This is a genomic window from Collimonas fungivorans Ter331, from assembly GCF_000221045.1.
Taxonomy (GTDB): Bacteria; Pseudomonadota; Gammaproteobacteria; order Burkholderiales; family Burkholderiaceae_D; genus Collimonas; species Collimonas fungivorans_A.
The window spans coordinates 2,260,328-2,275,342 of sequence record NC_015856.1 but is presented as its reverse complement, the minus strand read 5'-3'; the positions used below and the strand labels follow the sequence as shown (position 1 = coordinate 2,275,342).

Here is a 15,015-nt window from a genome sequence, read left to right as displayed (position 1 = left end):
GTCTCAGACGGTTATTTCGTCATGCTGTGCGACACCGGCGCCGAAGCCGGGCGCGAGAGCGCCTATTTCGACCTGCTGCGCACGCACCGCGCCGACGGCGCTATCTGCCTCGATCCGGATACCGTGCAGCACGCCCTGGCCAACGAATCCAACATCCTGCCATGGGTCGCCTGCTGCGAATTCGACCCCGGCATCGCCGTGCCGTATGTCGGCGTCGACAACTACCGCGCCGCCGGCGACGCCGTACGCCACCTGATAGCCCGCGGCCATACCCGCATCGGCCTGATCAATTCGGACCAACGCTACCGCTATGCGCGCGAACGCCAGCGCGGTTATCTCGACGCCCTGCAAGCCGCCGGGCTGCAGGCGCGCCCGGAATGGCGGCGGCAGGTCGACAGCCTCGACTACGACGCCGGCAAACACGCCACCCTGCAGATGATGGCGCAGCCGGACGCGCCCAGCGCTGTCTTCGCCGTATCGGATACCGCTGGTTATGGGCGCCGTGAGCGCCATGCGCCAGCTGAACAAGCGCGTGCCCGAGGAAGCCGCCGTGGTGGGCTTCGACGATATCGCCATTGCAGCGCAAACCTGGCCGGCGCTGACCACCATCGCCCAGCCCATGCGCGCCCTCGGCGAAACTGCGGCGCAGTTGCTGCTGCAGCGGCTGGCCGATCCGGAGGCTACCGTGCAAGGGGTGCTGCTGCCGCATCAGCTGGTCCAGCGGGAGAGCAGCTGAGATGAGCGTCGCTGTCCGCTTCGAGAATATCCGCAAGGATTTTGGCGCGGTGCGTGTGCTGCACGGCGTCAGCTTCGACCTTGAGCTGGGCCGGGTCTACGGTTTGCTGGGCGAAAACGGCGCCGGCAAATCGACCCTGATGAAAATACTGGCCGGTTATGAAAGCATCACCGAAGGCGAGCTGACAATTGACGGCGAGAGCCGCCATTTCACCGGTTCGCGCCAGGCCGAGGCTTGCGGCATTGTGCTGATCCACCAGGAATTCAACCTGGCCGAGCACCTGACCATCGCCCAGAACATTTTCCTCGGCCATGAAAAACGCAAGGGCTGGCTGCTGGACGACGCCGCCATGCGCAGCGAAGCGGCGGCATGCCTGGCCCAGGTCGGCCTCGACCTGAGTCCGGACACCAAGGTCAGCGCCCTGATCGTCGCCGAAAAGCAGCTGGTGGAAATCGCCAAGGCCTTGTCGCGCAAGGCGCGCCTGCTGATCATGGACGAGCCCAGCGCGACCCTGACATCGAGCGAGACGCAAAGGCTGTTTGCCTTGATGGCGCAGCTCAAGCAGCAAGGCGTCACCATCATTTACATCTCGCACAAGCTGGATGAAATCGAGAACCATACGGATGAAGTCATCATCATGCGCGACGGCCGTTTCATCGCGCGCGAACCTACCGCCAGCCTGGACCGCCACCAGATGGCGAACCTGATGGTGGGACGCGACGTGTCGGACATGTTCCCGCCCAAGCTGATGCCGGCAGCCGATGCGCCAGTCCTGCTCAAGGTAGAAAACCTGGCGGTGCCGGGCTGGATCCCGGACCTCGGTTTTGAAGTGCGCGCCGGTGAAATCCTGGGTTTTGCCGGACTGGTCGGCGCCGGCCGCACCGAAGCCATGGAAGCGCTGATCGGCCTGCGTCCGCGCAGCGGCGGCCGCATCGCCATCGGCGGCCAGCAGCTCGACCTGCGCAGTCCAAGGCAAGCCATGCAGCACGGCCTGACTTACCTGAGCGAAGACCGCAAGGGCAAAGGCTTGCACGTCGACCTCGGCTTGCGCGAAAACCTGACCCTGATGACGCTGGAGCGTTACAGCCATCCGCTGCTCGACCTGCAGGCGGAAAAACAGGCGCTGGCCCGCGCCATCCAGGATTTCAACATCCGCGCCGGCAATCCGCAGGTGAAAGCGCGCATGCTGTCCGGCGGCAACCAGCAAAAGCTGGCGCTGGCCAAATACCTGCATGCCGATCCGCGCGTGGTCATCCTCGACGAACCGACCCGCGGCGTCGACGTCGGCGCCAAGCGCGACATCTATTTCCTGATCCAGCGCCTGGCCGCCGAAGGCCGGGCGGTGATCGTCATCTCATCCGAACTGATCGAACTGATCGGCCTGTGCCATCGCGTCGCCGTCATGCGTGCGGGCGTCCTGCAAACCACGCTGGCCAGCAACCAGCTGACCGAAGAGGAGTTGATTTCCCATGCTACCGGCACCCGTTGATTCCCGCGCATCCGCCCGGTTTTTCCAGTACCTCAATCACCTGAAGGGCCTGGGCCCGGTGCTCGGGCTGGCCGGCCTGTGCATCGCCGGCACCTTGCTCAACGGCGATTTCGCCACCGTCGACAACCTGATGAACGTGCTGACCCGCACCGCTTTCATCGGCATCATTGCGGTCGGCATGACGTTTGTGATCATTTCAGGCGGCATCGACCTGTCGGTCGGATCGATGGCGGCACTGATTGCCGGCAGCATGATTTATTTCATGAACATGCTGATGAGCGCAGGCACGCTCGGGCCGCTGACCATCGTCGTGACCGGCATCGCGATGGCGCTGCTGCTGGGTCTGGTCTTCGGCCTGCTGCACGGCTTGCTGATCACCAAAGGCAAGATCGAAGCATTCATCGTCACGCTGGGGACCCTGGGCATCTTCCGCTCGGTGCTGACCTACCTGGCGGACGGCGGCGCGCTGACGCTGGACAACCAGCTGTCCGACCTGTACAGCCCGGTCTATTACACCAACCTGCTGGGCATCCCGATTCCGATCTGGGTGTTCCTGGCGGTGGCGCTGGGCGGCGCGCTGATCCTGAACCGCACCGCTTTCGGCCGCCACGTGCAGGCGATCGGCTCGAATGAACAGGTGGCCCGCTACGCCGCCATCCGGGTCGACTTCGTCAAGACCTGCACCTACATGCTGCTCGGCGTGTGCGTCGGCATCGCCACCGTGCTGTACGTGCCGCGCCTGGGTTCGGCCTCGCCCACCACCGGCCTGCTGTGGGAGCTGGAAGCTATAGCCGCCGTGGTGGTGGGCGGCACCGCGCTCAAGGGCGGTTCCGGCCGCATCGTCGGCACCGTGGTAGGCGCGATCCTGCTGTCCGTGATCAGCAACATCCTGAACCTGACCAGCATCATCAGCGTGTACCTGAATGCGGCAGTACAAGGCGTGGTCATCATCGCAGTCGCTTATTTCCAGCGCGGCCGGCATTAAGGGTTGTTGCCGGCGGCGTCGTGCTGTGTGTTGTTTGTCGTTTGTAGTTTCAAAACCGGATGCCGATAGCGGCACCACCAACTGGAGGAGATACCATGCATTCGATCCATCGTATTTTTAGCCGCGGCTTGTTGCCGGCTGCCGCCCTGGCTGCATATGCGTTCAGTACCGCCCTGCCCGTCCACGCCGCCGAAAAGGTGACGCTGGGCGTCGCCATTCCTACCGCTACCCACAGTTTCACCGCGGGCATCGTGTGGTGGGCCAATGAAGCCAAGAAAGAACTGGAAAAATCCCATCCTGACCTGAAAATCATCGTCAAGACATCGGCCGCCGCATCGGAACAAGCCAACCAGCTGCAAGACATGCTGACCGTCAACAAGATCAATGCGCTGGTGATCTTCCCGCTGGAATCGGCTGCGCTTACCCAGCCGGTGACGCAGGTCAAGAGCAAGGGCGTGTATGTCACGGTGGTTGACCGCGGGCTGACCAACACCGCCGCCCAGGACGCCTATGTCGCCGGCGACAATACCGCCTTCGGCAAGCTGCCGGCCGAGTACCTGGCTAAGCAGCTCAACGGCAAGGGCAACATCGTGGTGCTGCGCGGCATTCCGACCACCCTCGATAACGAACGTTTCGATGCTTTCAGCGCCGTCATGAAAAGTCATCCAGACATCAAGATCCTCGACGCCAAATACGGCAACTGGAATCGCGACGACGCCTTCAAGGTGATGCAGGACTACCTGACGCGCTTCCGCCAGATCGATGCGGTGTGGGCGGCCGATGACGATATGGCGGTCGGCGTGCAGAAAGCCATCGACCAGGCCAAGCGCAGCGACATCAAGGAGATTTTCGGCGGCGCCGGCGCCAAGGGAGCCGTCAAGAAAATCATCGACGGCGACAAGATGATCAGGGCCGACGTATCGTATTCGCCGAAATTCATCTACGACGCCATCAAGATGACTGCCGAAGCCCGCCTCAAGGGCGAGAAACTGCCGGCGACCACCATCATCCCATCGGTCCTGATCACCAACCAGAACGCCAAGCAGTTCTATTTCCCCGATTCGCCGTTTTAATGCGAGACCGCGCCGCTGCGGCGGCGCGGTTGCTTTGCACGAAAGGATTGCACCGTGAAAACGATACTAGGTCCGGCCCTGTTTCTGGCCCAGTACATGGGCGACAAAGCGCCATTCGACACCCTGGAAAACCTGGCCAGGTGGGCTTCCGCGCTCGGCTACAAGGCGCTGCAGCTGCCCACCGATGCGCGTCTGTTCGATCTTGAACTGGCGGCGCAAAGCCAGACCTATTGCGACGACATCGCCGGCATGCTGGCCGGCTACGGCCTGCAGGTCAGCGAACTGTCGACCCACCTGCAAGGCCAGCTGCTGGCGGTGCATCCAGCCTACGACGTGCTGTTCGACGGCTTTGCGCCGCCGGCGCTGCGCGGCAATACGGCTGCACGCACTGCCTGGGCCGAAGACCAGCTGCATTGCGCAGCCATCGCCTCGCGCCGCTTGGGCCTGCGCGCGCACGTCACTTTTTCCGGGGCGCTGGCCTGGCCCTACCTGTATCCCTGGCCACAGCGTCCGGCCGGACTGGTGGAAACCGCGTTCGCCGAACTGGCGCGGCGCTGGCGTCCCGTGCTCGACGCTTTTGACGACGCCGGCGTCGATCTTTGTTATGAGCTGCATCCGGGCGAAGACCTGCATGACGGCGTCACTTTAGAGCGCTTCCTGGAAGCGGTCGACCACCATCCGCGCGCCAACATCTTGTACGACCCCAGCCATTTCCTGCTGCAGCAGCTGGATTACCTGGCGTTCATCGACATCTACCACCGCCGCATCAAAGCCTTCCACGTCAAGGACGCCGAGTTCCGCCCTAACGGCCGGCAAGGCGTCTACGGCGGCTTTTCCGACTGGCAGGAGCGGGCCGGACGCTTCCGCTCGCTGGGCGACGGCCAGATCGATTTCAAAGCCATCTTTTCCAAGATGGCGCAGTACGACTTCCCCGGCTGGGCCGTGCTGGAATGGGAATGCGCGCTAAAACACCCGGAAGACGGCGCCGCCGAGGGCGCGGAATTCATCCGCCGCCACATCATCCGCGTCAGCGAACGCGCCTTCGACGACTTTGCCGGCGGCCAGGTGCAAACGGCGCAGATTGCACAAATATTGGGATTGGACTAGACATGGGCATCAATCACGGCAAACAGGAAACCAGGCTGCCACGGCGTTTGCGGCTGGGCATGGTGGGCGGCGGCGACGGCGCTTTCATCGGCGCCGTGCACCGCATGGCTGCACGGCTCGACGACCACTACGAACTGGTGGCGGGAGCGCTGTCCGGCAATCCGCTGCGAGCGGCATCGAGCGCCGCCGCGATACGCCTGGACCGCAGCCGCAGCTACTCCGATTATCAAGACATGGCGCGACGCGAAGCGGCCCGCCCGGACGGCATCGACGTAGTGGCTATCGTCACCCCCAACTACCTGCACGCGCCGGTCGCCACTGCTTTCCTGGAAGCCGGCATCCATGTCATCTGCGACAAGCCGCTCGCCGTTTCGCTGCAAGAGGCGCAAGCGCTGGCGGCCCTGGCGCAACGCAAGAACCTGGTGTTCGCCCTCACCCATACCTACACCGGTTATCCGATGGTGCGCCATGCCAAGGAGCTGGTTGAATCCGGCGCGCTGGGTGAATTGCGCTTGCTGCAAGTAGAGTATTCGCAGGACTGGCTGGCCGACGAGATACCCGCCGCCTCAGCCGCTGCCGACGACGGCACCCAAGATCCGGCGGCGCTCGGCTGGCGCTCCGATCCGGCGCGCAACGGCCCGGCGGGCACCCTGGGCGATGTCGGCAGCCATGCCTATCAGCTGGCGCAATACGTCAGCGGCGCGACGCCGACCCAGCTGCTGGCCGAACTGCATACCTTCGTGCCGGGACGCCTGGTCGACGACCATGTGCAAGTGATGCTGCGCTACGCCAACGGCGCCCGCGGCACGCTGTGGGCCAGCCAGGTCGCCACCGGCTGCGAGAACGCGCTGCGGCTGCGGCTATACGGCAGCAAGGCCAGCCTGGGGTTCGACCAGGAGAACCCGAACCAGCTGTGGTTCACGCCGCAAGGCGGCCAGGCGCAATGCCTGACGCGCGGCCGCGTGCAGGGCCAGGCAGCGGCGCATGCTACCCGGGTCCCGGCCGGCCATCCGGAAGGCTACCTGGAAGCGTTTGCCCAGCTCTATGTCGATGCTGCCCAGCAGATCTCGGCGCGCAACGACGGCCGGCCGATCCCGGACCATAGCCGCTTCCTGACCACGGTCAAGGACGGCGTGCAAGGCATGGAATTCATCGAGGCCGTGCTGCGCAGCCATGCGCAGGATGCCAGCTGGGTCAGCCTGGGACAACAGGCGTAAAAAAACCTCGCTGTTTCGGCAGCGAGGCTTTTTGCGCGGGCAACTTCGCTTATCGCGATACGCCCTTTTTGCTCCATGCTTCCAGCTGGTGCGGACGCAGGCTGTCGTATTCTTCGAAAGGCTGGTGGATCCACGGATTGGTCGGCAGGTAATCGACGTAAAAATCCGGTTTCAGCGAAGAACATGCCTTCCACCAGATCACTGCGGATTTCACTTCGGTCACCGGCGCGTAGTTTTCCTTCAGGTGATGCAGGACCTTGTCCAGCGTCACGCCCGAATCGACCAGGTCGTCCACCACCAGCACCCGGCCCGACAAGGCGCCGCGGCTCATGGTGATGTGCTTGCCGATGTCGAGTTCGCTGCGCACCGTGCCCGCATCTTCGCGGTAAGAACTGGTCGACAGGATCGCCAGCGGCACGTCGAAAATGCGCGAAAACACGTCGCCCGGGCGCAAGCCGCCGCGCGCCAGGCACAACACCTGGTCAAACTGCCAGCCGGAGGCGTGCACGTTCAATACCAGTTTTTCAATTATGCGGTGATATTCATCCCACGAGACCCACAGGTCTTTATCATCTGATTTGTTCATATTGCTTTTATTTAAATGGATGGCGCAAAACGATGGTTTCTTCGCGGTCTGGACCGGTCGACACCATATCGATAGGCACGCCTACCAGTTCTTCGATACGCTTGATGTAAGCACGGGCGGCGGCGGGCAAGGCATCCATCGATTTGGCGCCGACCGTGGATTCGCTCCAGCCCGGCATTTCTTCGTAGATCGGCTGGCACAGCGCAGCGTCTTCGGCGCCGACCGGGAAGATGTCGACAGTCTTGCCGTTGAGCGTGTAGCCGGTGCACAGCTTCAGCGTTTCCAGGCCGTCCAGCACATCCAGCTTGGTCAGGCACATGCCGGAGACGCCGTTGATCTGCACCGAACGCTTCAGCAGCGCGGCATCGAACCAGCCGCAGCGGCGGGCGCGGCCGGTCACCGTGCCGAACTCGTGGCCGACGCTGGCCAGGTGCTTGCCGACGCCCTGGTCGGTCGGCAGTTCCGACGGGAACGGACCGGAGCCGACACGCGTGGTGTAAGCCTTGGTGATGCCCAGGATGTAATGCAGCATGTTAGGACCGACGCCGCTGCCGGCGGCGGCGTTGCCGGCCACGCAGTTGCTCGAGGTGACGAACGGATAAGTGCCGTGATCGACGTCCAGCAGGCTGCCCTGTGCGCCTTCGAACAGCAGGCTGGCGCCGTTGTTGTAGGCTGCGTACAGGTCGCTCGACACATCGGCCACCATCGGCCGCAGGCGCGGTACGGTGGCCAGGGCGTCGTCCAGCGTCTTTTGATAATCGACAGCCGGCGCCTTCAGGTAATTGGTCAGGACAAAGTTGTGGTATTCCAGGTTGGCTGCCAGCTTTTCCGCAAAACGCTTTTCGTTGAGCAGGTCGGCGACACGGATCGCGCGGCGCGCAACCTTGTCTTCGTAGGCCGGGCCGATGCCCTTGCCGGTGGTGCCGATCTTGGCGTCGCCGCGCGCTGCTTCACGCGCCGCGTCGAGTGCGGTGTGGTAAGGCAGGATGATCGGGCAGGCTTCGGAGATCTTCAGGCGCGAGGCGACTTCCACTCCGGCCACCTGCAGTTTGTCGATCTCGCGCAGCAGGTCGGGCACCGACAGCACCACGCCGTTACCGATGTAGCAGGCGACGCCGGGGCGCATGATGCCGGACGGGATCAGCTGCAATGCCGTCTTGTGGCCGCCGATGACCAATGTATGGCCAGCGTTATGGCCGCCCTGAAAACGCACGACTGCCTGTGCGTGGTCGGTCAGCCAGTCAACGATCTTGCCTTTTCCTTCGTCGCCCCATTGGGTGCCAATCACAACGACGTTTTTTGCGGTGCTTTTCTGTAACATCACTTAGTCCAAATTTTTGATAATCCAGTTTCCATTTTCGAGTACAACCGCGCGGTCGCAATCGAACTCGTCTTGATCGTTTTCATGGCCGGGCAGACTCTGGATCACAACTTCCCCAGCCTTGCGCAATTCAACGATCTTTTCCTTCAAACCTGCTTCAATTCCCCAAGGCGCATGGATCGCGCGCTTGCGGGTTGCTACCGGAATCAGTCTTGCCAGTTCTCGCAAATCCATCGAAAAACCAGTGGCCGGACGCGAACGGCCGAATGCCGCGCCGACGTCGTAACGGCCGCCGCGCAGTATCGCATTCGGCAGGCCGGGCACGTAAGCGGCGAAAATCAGCCCGCTTTCGTAATGATACCCGCGTAAATCGGCTAAATCGACGGTAACGCAATCTTTCCCGGCCGCTTCCGCCAAAGTTTCCAGTTCGTCCAGGGCCTTGGCGATGGCCGGCAGCGCCGGCAGCAGCTGCCGCGCCTGCTGCAAGACACCGGCGTCGCCGTACAGGCCCGGCAAGGCCAGCAAGGCGGCCCGGGTCTCTGCCTTGTAATCGACGCTGATGGTGCGCAAGCCAGGCACGTCCTTGGCTTCCAGCAAGGCCACTAGCTCGGTTTCATCCAGCTTGGCGGCATCGTCGCCGCCGATAATCGTGCGCAAAATGCCAACATGGCACAAATCCAGGCGTACCTGGCTGATCCCGGCCAGGGCCAGGGTGGCCAGCGCCAGTTCCTGGATCTCGGCATCGGCTTCCAGCCCCAGGTGTCCATAGATCTCTGCGCCGATCTGCAACGGCTCGCGGGTGGCGTGCAAGCCGATCTGGCGGGTATGCAGGACGCTGCCGACGTAACACAGGCGGGTGACCGACTCGCGGTTCAGCAGATGGGCGTCGATGCGCGCTACCTGAGTGGTCATGTCGGCGCGGATGCCGAGGGTGCGGCCGGACAGCTGGTCGACCAGCTTGAAGGTGCGCAGGTCGGTATCCTGGCCGGCGCCGGCCAGCAGCGATTCCAGGTATTCCAGCATGGGCGGCATGACCAGCTCGTAGCCGTACAGCCGGAAATTGTCCAGTATCAGGCGACGCAGGTCTTCGATCTTGCGCGCTTCGGACGGCAAGACGTCGGCGATGTTTTCAGGGAGAAGCCAATTCGGCATAGGAAAAAATGAATCTAGGGAAAATTACTTTTGTGGATCAATGCGGCTAAATGCCGGGACTCGGTTATCAATACGACAATGGCCATTTACGGCCGTCGAAAATAAGGAATGGCGCCGCTAGCGAGGGCGCCATTCCCGGATAATCCAGCCCCTCGGCAAAAGGCCTATTTTTTTGCAGGCGCTGCCGCCCCGCCGCCGGCCGGACTACGGAAATATTTAAAGAATTCCGAGTTCGGATCAATCACCATCAGATCCTGGCGGGTCTTGAAGCTGGCGCGGTAAGCTTCAAGGCTACGGTAGAACTTGTAGAATTCCGGATTCTGGCCGAATGCCTGGGCGTAAATCTGCGAAGCCTTGGCATCGCCCTCGCCGCGCATCTTTTCCGCATCGCGATAAGCTTCCGCCAGGATCACGGTACGCTGCTTGTCGGCATCGGCGCGGATCTTTTCCGAATCCGCGGAACCGGTGGAACGCAATTCATTGGCAACCCGCAGGCGCTCGGACTTCATGCGGTCGTACACCGACGCATTGATCTGGTCGACATAGTCAACCCGCTTAAGGCGCACATCGATGATGTCGACGCCGATCTGCTTCGACTCTTCCGCTACTTTGCTGCGGATCGAATCCATCACCTTGCCGCGCTGGCCGGAGATCACTTCGCGCACCGTGCGCTTGGTGATTTCATCGTTCAAGGCCGCCTTGACGATTTGCGACATGCGGTCCTGGGCGCGTTTTTCATCGCCGCCGAAACTGACGAAATACAGTTTCGGATCGGTAATCCGCCATTTCACAAAGGCGTCGATCAGGATGTTCATCTTTTCCGCCGTGATGAAACGGTCGGTATCCGGCGGATCGATGGTGAGGATGCGCTTGTCGAGGAACAGCACGTTCTGGAACGGCGGCGGCAGCTTGAAATGCAAGCCAGGCTGGTTGATCACCTGTTTCACTTCGCCGAAGGCGAACAGGATCGCGTACTGGCGCTGGTCGACCACGAAGATGGTCGAAAACAGCAGCCACAGCGCGGCGAATACGAATATCAGCAGGGAGATAAGGCGATTCATTATCTGCCCTCCCGATCACGCGAGTCGCGACTGTCGCGCGAACGGTCGTCCGGCTGCGGCCGCGTTTCGACCGTGCTGGCGCCATCCTTCATCGTCGACGACGATGCGCTGGTCCCGGCGCTGCCTGCCGCCGCGCCCGGCACGGCGCTGGCCACCGACTGCGAAATCAGCTTATCCAGTGGCAAATACAATAAATTACTCCCGCTTTTAGCATCAACCATTACTTTTGTCGTGTTCGCAAAAATCTGTTGCATGGTATCCAGGTACATCCGGTCGCGCGTCACGCCCGGCGCTTTCTGGTACTCGGTCAGCACTTGCTTGAAGCGCGAGGCATCGCCCTCGGCATTGGCGGTGACGCGGGCGCTGTACGCTTCCGCTTCCTGCAGCAGGCGCGAAGCCGCGCCGCGCGCCTTTGGAATCACGTCGTTGGCGTAAGCCTGGCCTTCGTTTTTCTGGCGCTCGCGGTCCTGGCCTGCTTTAACCGCGTCGTCGAACGCTGCCTGCACCTGCTCCGGCGGCTGTACGCCCTGCATCGTGACATTCGTGATCTGCACGCCGACCTTATAGCGGTCCAGGATCTGCTGCATCAGCTGGCTGGTGTCGAGCGCCACTTTTTCACGGCCTTCGTACAGCACGAAATCCATCTTGTTCCTGCCGACCACTTCGCGAATCGAGGTTTCCGCCACCTGACGCACGGTTTCCTCCGGATCGCGGACGTTGAAAACCCAGTCCGATGCGCTCTTCAGCGTGTACTGGACGGCGAACTGAATGTCGATGATGTTTTCGTCATCGGTCAGCATCAGGGCTTCTTTGGGCTGCTTGTTCTTGGCGTTGGCGCGATAGCCGACCTCGACCGTACGCACCTGGGAAACATTGACGATTTCATGGCTCTGGATCGGGTAAGGCCAGCGCCAGTTGAAACCTGGGGTGGTCGAATGGCTGTACTTGCCGAATGTCATGACAACACCGGTCTGGCCTTCCTGCACGGTAAAGAAACCGCTGGCCAGCCACAGCAAGGCCACCACGGCGGCAATCGCGCCGACGCCGATTCCCATCCCGGCGCTGCCCGGATTGAAGCCGCCGCCGCTGGAATCGCCGCCACCGCCGTTTTTATTGCCCAGCAGGCGCGCCAGGCGCTGGTTGAAGTCCTGCCACAGCTTGTCCAAGTCAGGCGGGCCGCCGTTATTCGGCTTTTTGCCGTCATTGTTTTGCTTGTTGTCATTTTGCGAATTCCGGCCCCATTGCGGGTCGTTCAACGAAAATTTCACACCAAGTTTTTTGAATAAGGTACCAAGCATTCGATCGTTATCTTTAAGTAAATAAAACAAATAGGTTGGAATGCTCGTTAGAGGCGCTTACTTTTGAAACAACGGCTTAACAATGGCTTTACACCTGCTGCTGCGTATTTTCCGCGGCCGGCGCCGAATATGCCGCTGCCGGCGGGTTGCCGGTCACGAATTCGGCGATGGCCTGCCTTAATAAATCCAGGCCCAGCCCTTTTTGCGCGCTCACAAAAACTCGCTGAATTTTATCATACTCATCACGTTCGACCGCCGGCTCCAGTTCCGCTGCGTCAATCTTGTTCCACACCAGAATCTGCGGAATATGGTCGGCGCCGATTTCTTTCAGCACCAGGTTCACCTGCTCGATCTGCTCCATGCGCGCCGGACTTGCAGCATCCACCACATGCAGCAACAGATCGGCATGGATGGTTTCCTCCAGCGTCGCCCGGAATGCGGCCACCAGTTGATGCGGCAACTCACGGATGAAGCCGACCGTATCGGAAATCACCACACTGCCCGCCTCGCCCAGGTAAACCCGCCTGGATGTGGTGTCCAGCGTGGCGAACAGCTGATCCGCCGCATACACGCCGGCTTTCGCCAGCGCGTTGAACAAGGTCGATTTGCCGGCATTGGTGTAACCCACCAGCGAAATCGAGATAGTGGCACTGCGCCCGCGTGCGCGCCGTTGCGTTGCATGTTGCCGGTGCAGCTTGTCGAGCCTGGCGCGCAAGGCCTTGACCCGGTCGCCGAGCAAACGGCGGTCGGTTTCCAGCTGGGTTTCACCTGGTCCGCGTAAGCCGATACCGCCTTTTTGCCGTTCCAAGTGAGTCCAGCCGCGGATCAGCCGTGTCGCCAGATGTTGCAGCTGCGCAAGCTCTACCTGCACTTTACCTTCATGGCTTTTGGCTCTTTGGGCAAAGATGTCGAGTATGAGGCTGGTGCGATCCAGCACTCTTACTTTCAGTACACGTTCGAGATTGCGCTGCTGGGCTGGCGACAAGGCGTGGTTGAAAATGACTATTTCAAGTTCATCGTCAAATACCGCGTCGGCTATTTCCTGTGCTTTGCCTGAACCGACAAACAAGGCGGCGTCGGGACTGCTGCGCTTGCCGGTGATGGTGACGAGAGGCACCGCGCCGGCAGACTTGGCCAGCAAAGACAGTTCTTCCAGACTTGCGGCAAAGTCGCCTTTGCCGAAGTCCACTCCGACTAGCGCTGCGCGCATGGGTACATTCGTGTAGCTGCGGCCCTCGCCGACAGTGAATAGTTATTCTGCTTCAGATTCAAGATTCAGATTGACAGCGCGTGCAGGAACTACGGTTGAGATGGTGTGTTTGTATACCATTTGGGTAACGGTATTACGCAGTAAAACGACGTATTGATCGAAGGATTCGATATGGCCTTGAAGCTTGATGCCGTTGACCAGATAGATAGACACCGGAACATGCTCTTTACGCAAGGCGTTCAAAAACGGGTCTTGTAACAATTGCCCTTTATTACTCATGGCTACTCCACTGTGTTGTTGTGATTAGAAGTCAGATGCAAATTAAAATCGAGCATAAACTCGGCGAATGACTCGGTGGGTGTTTTACGAATGTAAACGATTTTCGGATTTACTGCTCAGAAAAAAGTGTTTTTAAAAAATTATTTTTCCTGGCGAGCGTATGGATTCCGACTGGATCTGAACTCGATGCGTAATGGAGTCCCAACCAGCGAAAAAGTTTCTCTGAAATGTTTTTCGAGATAACGTTTATAGTTGTCTTCGATCGATTCCAGGGCGTTGCCGTGGATCACGACGATAGGCGGATTCATGCCGCCCTGGTGGGCGTAACGCAGCTTCGGACGGATCGAACCCTTGCGCCGCGGCTGCTGGTGCTCTACCGCTTCGATCAGGGCACGCGTGAGCTTTGGCGTAGTCAGGTTGGACATGGCCGCTGCGTACGCAGAATCTATCGATTTCATCAACGGCGTAATGCCGGTCGATTTCAGCGCTGAAATAAAATGGAATTTCGCAAATGACAGGAAGTTCAGCTTGCGATCCATGTCCATCTTGATTTCGTCGCGGCGGTCGCTGGTCAGGCCATCCCATTTGTTGACGCCGACCACCAGCGCACGCCCGGTCTCCAGCACGAAGCCGGCGATGTGGGCATCCTGTTCAGAAATATCCTGCTGCGCGTCGAGCAGCAGCAAAACCACGTTGGCTTCCGAGATCGACTGCAAAGTCTTGACCACGGAAAACTTTTCGATAGCCTCGAAAACCTTGCCGCGGCGGCGGATGCCGGCGGTGTCGATCAAGGTGTATTTCTTGCCGTCGCGTTCGAACGGAATCTCGATCGAGTCGCGCGTGGTGCCCGGCATGTCGAACGCGATCACGCGCTCTTCGCCCAGCAAGGTATTGACCAGGGTCGACTTGCCGACATTCGGACGGCCGACGATGGCGATCTTGATGCCGCGCTCCTTGTCTTCCGGCTCCGGCTCTTCCGACGGCCGCTGGGAGAAAGCCAGGTCGAGCGACTCTTCCACCAGGTCAGTCACGCCGTCGCCATGGGCGGCCGAAATGACGTAGGGATCGCCCATGCCGAGCTCGTAGAATTCGGCGGTGACCGAGGTGTACTTCATGCCTTCGGATTTGTTCACCACCAGCATCACGGAGCGGCCGGATTTGCGCAGGAAATCGGTGATGGTCTTGTCGTGCGGCGTCAGGCCCTGGCGGCCGTCGACAATGAAGATCACGATATCGGCTTCCGCCACCGCCTGCTTGGTCTGCTTCGCCATTTCGTGCATGATGCCGTCTTTGGCAACCGGCTCGAAACCGCCAGTATCGATCACCAGGAACGGGCGTTCGCCGACCCGCCCTTCGCCGTAATGGCGATCGCGAGTCAAGCCGGGCAAATCGGCGACCAAGGCATCGCGTGAACGCGTCAGGCGATTAAACAAGGTCGATTTGCCGACATTGGGACGTCCTACAAGTGCAATTACTGGCTTCATTAAGTTGTTTTCACTCA

General features: G+C 60.7%; 13 protein-coding genes and 1 pseudogene. 6 read left to right on the top strand and 8 right to left on the bottom strand.

What is annotated here, in order from left to right:
* Positions 1-9: 9 nt before the first annotated feature.
* The 6 genes and pseudogenes from CFU_RS23800 to CFU_RS09955 form a co-directional block, all read left to right on the top strand.
* A pseudogene (locus CFU_RS23800) lies at positions 10-736 on the top strand (substrate-binding domain-containing protein); the annotation flags it as partial.
* Position 737: 1 nt separating this feature from the next.
* The gene (locus tag CFU_RS09975) at positions 738-2,225 is read left to right on the top strand and encodes a sugar ABC transporter ATP-binding protein (RefSeq protein ID WP_014005917.1); all 1,488 of its coding nucleotides are present in this window, start codon (positions 738-740) and stop codon (positions 2,223-2,225) included.
* Positions 2,206-3,210 (top strand): ABC transporter permease, encoded by a 1,005-nt coding sequence (locus CFU_RS09970; protein WP_014005916.1) that lies wholly within the window; start codon positions 2,206-2,208, stop codon positions 3,208-3,210. Before CFU_RS09975 ends, CFU_RS09970 begins: the two co-directional genes overlap by 20 nt.
* 95 nt (positions 3,211-3,305) lie before the next feature.
* Positions 3,306-4,283 (top strand): substrate-binding domain-containing protein, encoded by a 978-nt coding sequence (locus tag CFU_RS09965; protein WP_050808538.1) that lies wholly within the window; start codon positions 3,306-3,308, stop codon positions 4,281-4,283.
* A 54-nt stretch (positions 4,284-4,337) separates the two neighbouring features.
* Positions 4,338-5,390: a sugar phosphate isomerase/epimerase family protein gene (locus CFU_RS09960; protein WP_014005914.1), complete on the top strand. Its 1,053-nt coding sequence runs from the start codon at positions 4,338-4,340 to the stop codon at positions 5,388-5,390.
* Positions 5,391-5,392: 2 nt separating this feature from the next.
* Positions 5,393-6,607 (top strand): Gfo/Idh/MocA family protein, encoded by a 1,215-nt coding sequence (locus tag CFU_RS09955; RefSeq protein WP_014005913.1) that lies wholly within the window; start codon positions 5,393-5,395, stop codon positions 6,605-6,607.
* Positions 6,608-6,656: 49 nt separating this feature from the next.
* Here the strand turns inward: CFU_RS09955 and CFU_RS09950 are convergent, their stop codons facing one another.
* The 8 genes from CFU_RS09950 to der form a co-directional block, all read right to left on the bottom strand.
* The gene (locus CFU_RS09950; protein ID WP_014005912.1) at positions 6,657-7,193 is read right to left on the bottom strand and encodes a phosphoribosyltransferase; all 537 of its coding nucleotides are present in this window, start codon (positions 7,191-7,193) and stop codon (positions 6,657-6,659) included.
* 7 nt (positions 7,194-7,200) lie between these two features.
* Positions 7,201-8,514 carry an adenylosuccinate synthase gene (locus CFU_RS09945; RefSeq protein WP_014005911.1) on the bottom strand — a complete coding sequence of 438 codons (1,314 nt, stop codon included), beginning with the start codon at positions 8,512-8,514 and terminating at the stop codon, positions 7,201-7,203.
* 3 nt (positions 8,515-8,517) lie between these two features.
* Complete coding sequence (locus tag CFU_RS09940) at positions 8,518-9,666, bottom strand: ATP phosphoribosyltransferase regulatory subunit (RefSeq protein WP_014005910.1); 1,149 nt, start codon at positions 9,664-9,666, stop codon at positions 8,518-8,520.
* Between the two features lie 164 nt (positions 9,667-9,830).
* Entirely contained in the window at positions 9,831-10,727 is an 897-nt protein-coding gene (gene hflC / locus CFU_RS09935) for a protease modulator HflC (RefSeq protein WP_014005909.1), read from the bottom strand.
* Positions 10,727-12,025: an FtsH protease activity modulator HflK gene (gene hflK, locus CFU_RS09930; protein WP_041741671.1), complete on the bottom strand. Its 1,299-nt coding sequence runs from the start codon at positions 12,023-12,025 to the stop codon at positions 10,727-10,729. The genes hflC and hflK overlap by 1 nt, the downstream gene beginning before the upstream one ends.
* An 88-nt stretch (positions 12,026-12,113) precedes the next feature.
* On the bottom strand, positions 12,114-13,235 hold the full coding sequence (hflX, locus tag CFU_RS09925) for a GTPase HflX (RefSeq protein ID WP_014005907.1): 1,122 nt from the start codon (positions 13,233-13,235) through the stop codon (positions 12,114-12,116).
* Positions 13,236-13,277: 42 nt separating this feature from the next.
* Entirely contained in the window at positions 13,278-13,514 is a 237-nt protein-coding gene (gene hfq, locus CFU_RS09920; RefSeq protein ID WP_014005906.1) for an RNA chaperone Hfq, read from the bottom strand.
* A gap of 140 nt (positions 13,515-13,654) precedes the next feature.
* A complete protein-coding gene (gene der, locus CFU_RS09915) occupies positions 13,655-14,998 on the bottom strand; it encodes a ribosome biogenesis GTPase Der (RefSeq protein WP_014005905.1) in 1,344 nt (447 codons plus the stop codon).
* Positions 14,999-15,015 lie beyond the last annotated feature (17 nt).

What these genes read in the sequence shown, in the direction of transcription:
- CFU_RS09975 (WP_014005917.1), top strand. Translation starts at nt 738, where the DNA reads ATGAGCGTCGCTGTCCGCTTCGAGAATATCCGCAAGGATTTTGGCGCG.
- CFU_RS09970 (WP_014005916.1), top strand. Translation starts at nt 2,206, where the DNA reads ATGCTACCGGCACCCGTTGATTCCCGCGCATCCGCCCGGTTTTTCCAG.
- CFU_RS09965 (WP_050808538.1), top strand. Translation starts at nt 3,306, where the DNA reads ATGCATTCGATCCATCGTATTTTTAGCCGCGGCTTGTTGCCGGCTGCC.
- CFU_RS09955 (WP_014005913.1), top strand. Translation starts at nt 5,393, where the DNA reads ATGGGCATCAATCACGGCAAACAGGAAACCAGGCTGCCACGGCGTTTG.
- CFU_RS09950 (WP_014005912.1), bottom strand. Translation starts at nt 7,193, where the DNA reads ATGAACAAATCAGATGATAAAGACCTGTGGGTCTCGTGGGATGAATAT.
- CFU_RS09945 (WP_014005911.1), bottom strand. Translation starts at nt 8,514, where the DNA reads ATGTTACAGAAAAGCACCGCAAAAAACGTCGTTGTGATTGGCACCCAA.
- CFU_RS09940 (WP_014005910.1), bottom strand. Translation starts at nt 9,666, where the DNA reads ATGCCGAATTGGCTTCTCCCTGAAAACATCGCCGACGTCTTGCCGTCC.
- hflC (WP_014005909.1), bottom strand. Translation starts at nt 10,727, where the DNA reads ATGAATCGCCTTATCTCCCTGCTGATATTCGTATTCGCCGCGCTGTGG.
- hflK (WP_041741671.1), bottom strand. Translation starts at nt 12,025, where the DNA reads ATGCTTGGTACCTTATTCAAAAAACTTGGTGTGAAATTTTCGTTGAAC.
- hflX (WP_014005907.1), bottom strand. Translation starts at nt 13,235, where the DNA reads ATGCGCGCAGCGCTAGTCGGAGTGGACTTCGGCAAAGGCGACTTTGCC.
- hfq (WP_014005906.1), bottom strand. Translation starts at nt 13,514, where the DNA reads ATGAGTAATAAAGGGCAATTGTTACAAGACCCGTTTTTGAACGCCTTG.
- der (WP_014005905.1), bottom strand. Translation starts at nt 14,998, where the DNA reads ATGAAGCCAGTAATTGCACTTGTAGGACGTCCCAATGTCGGCAAATCG.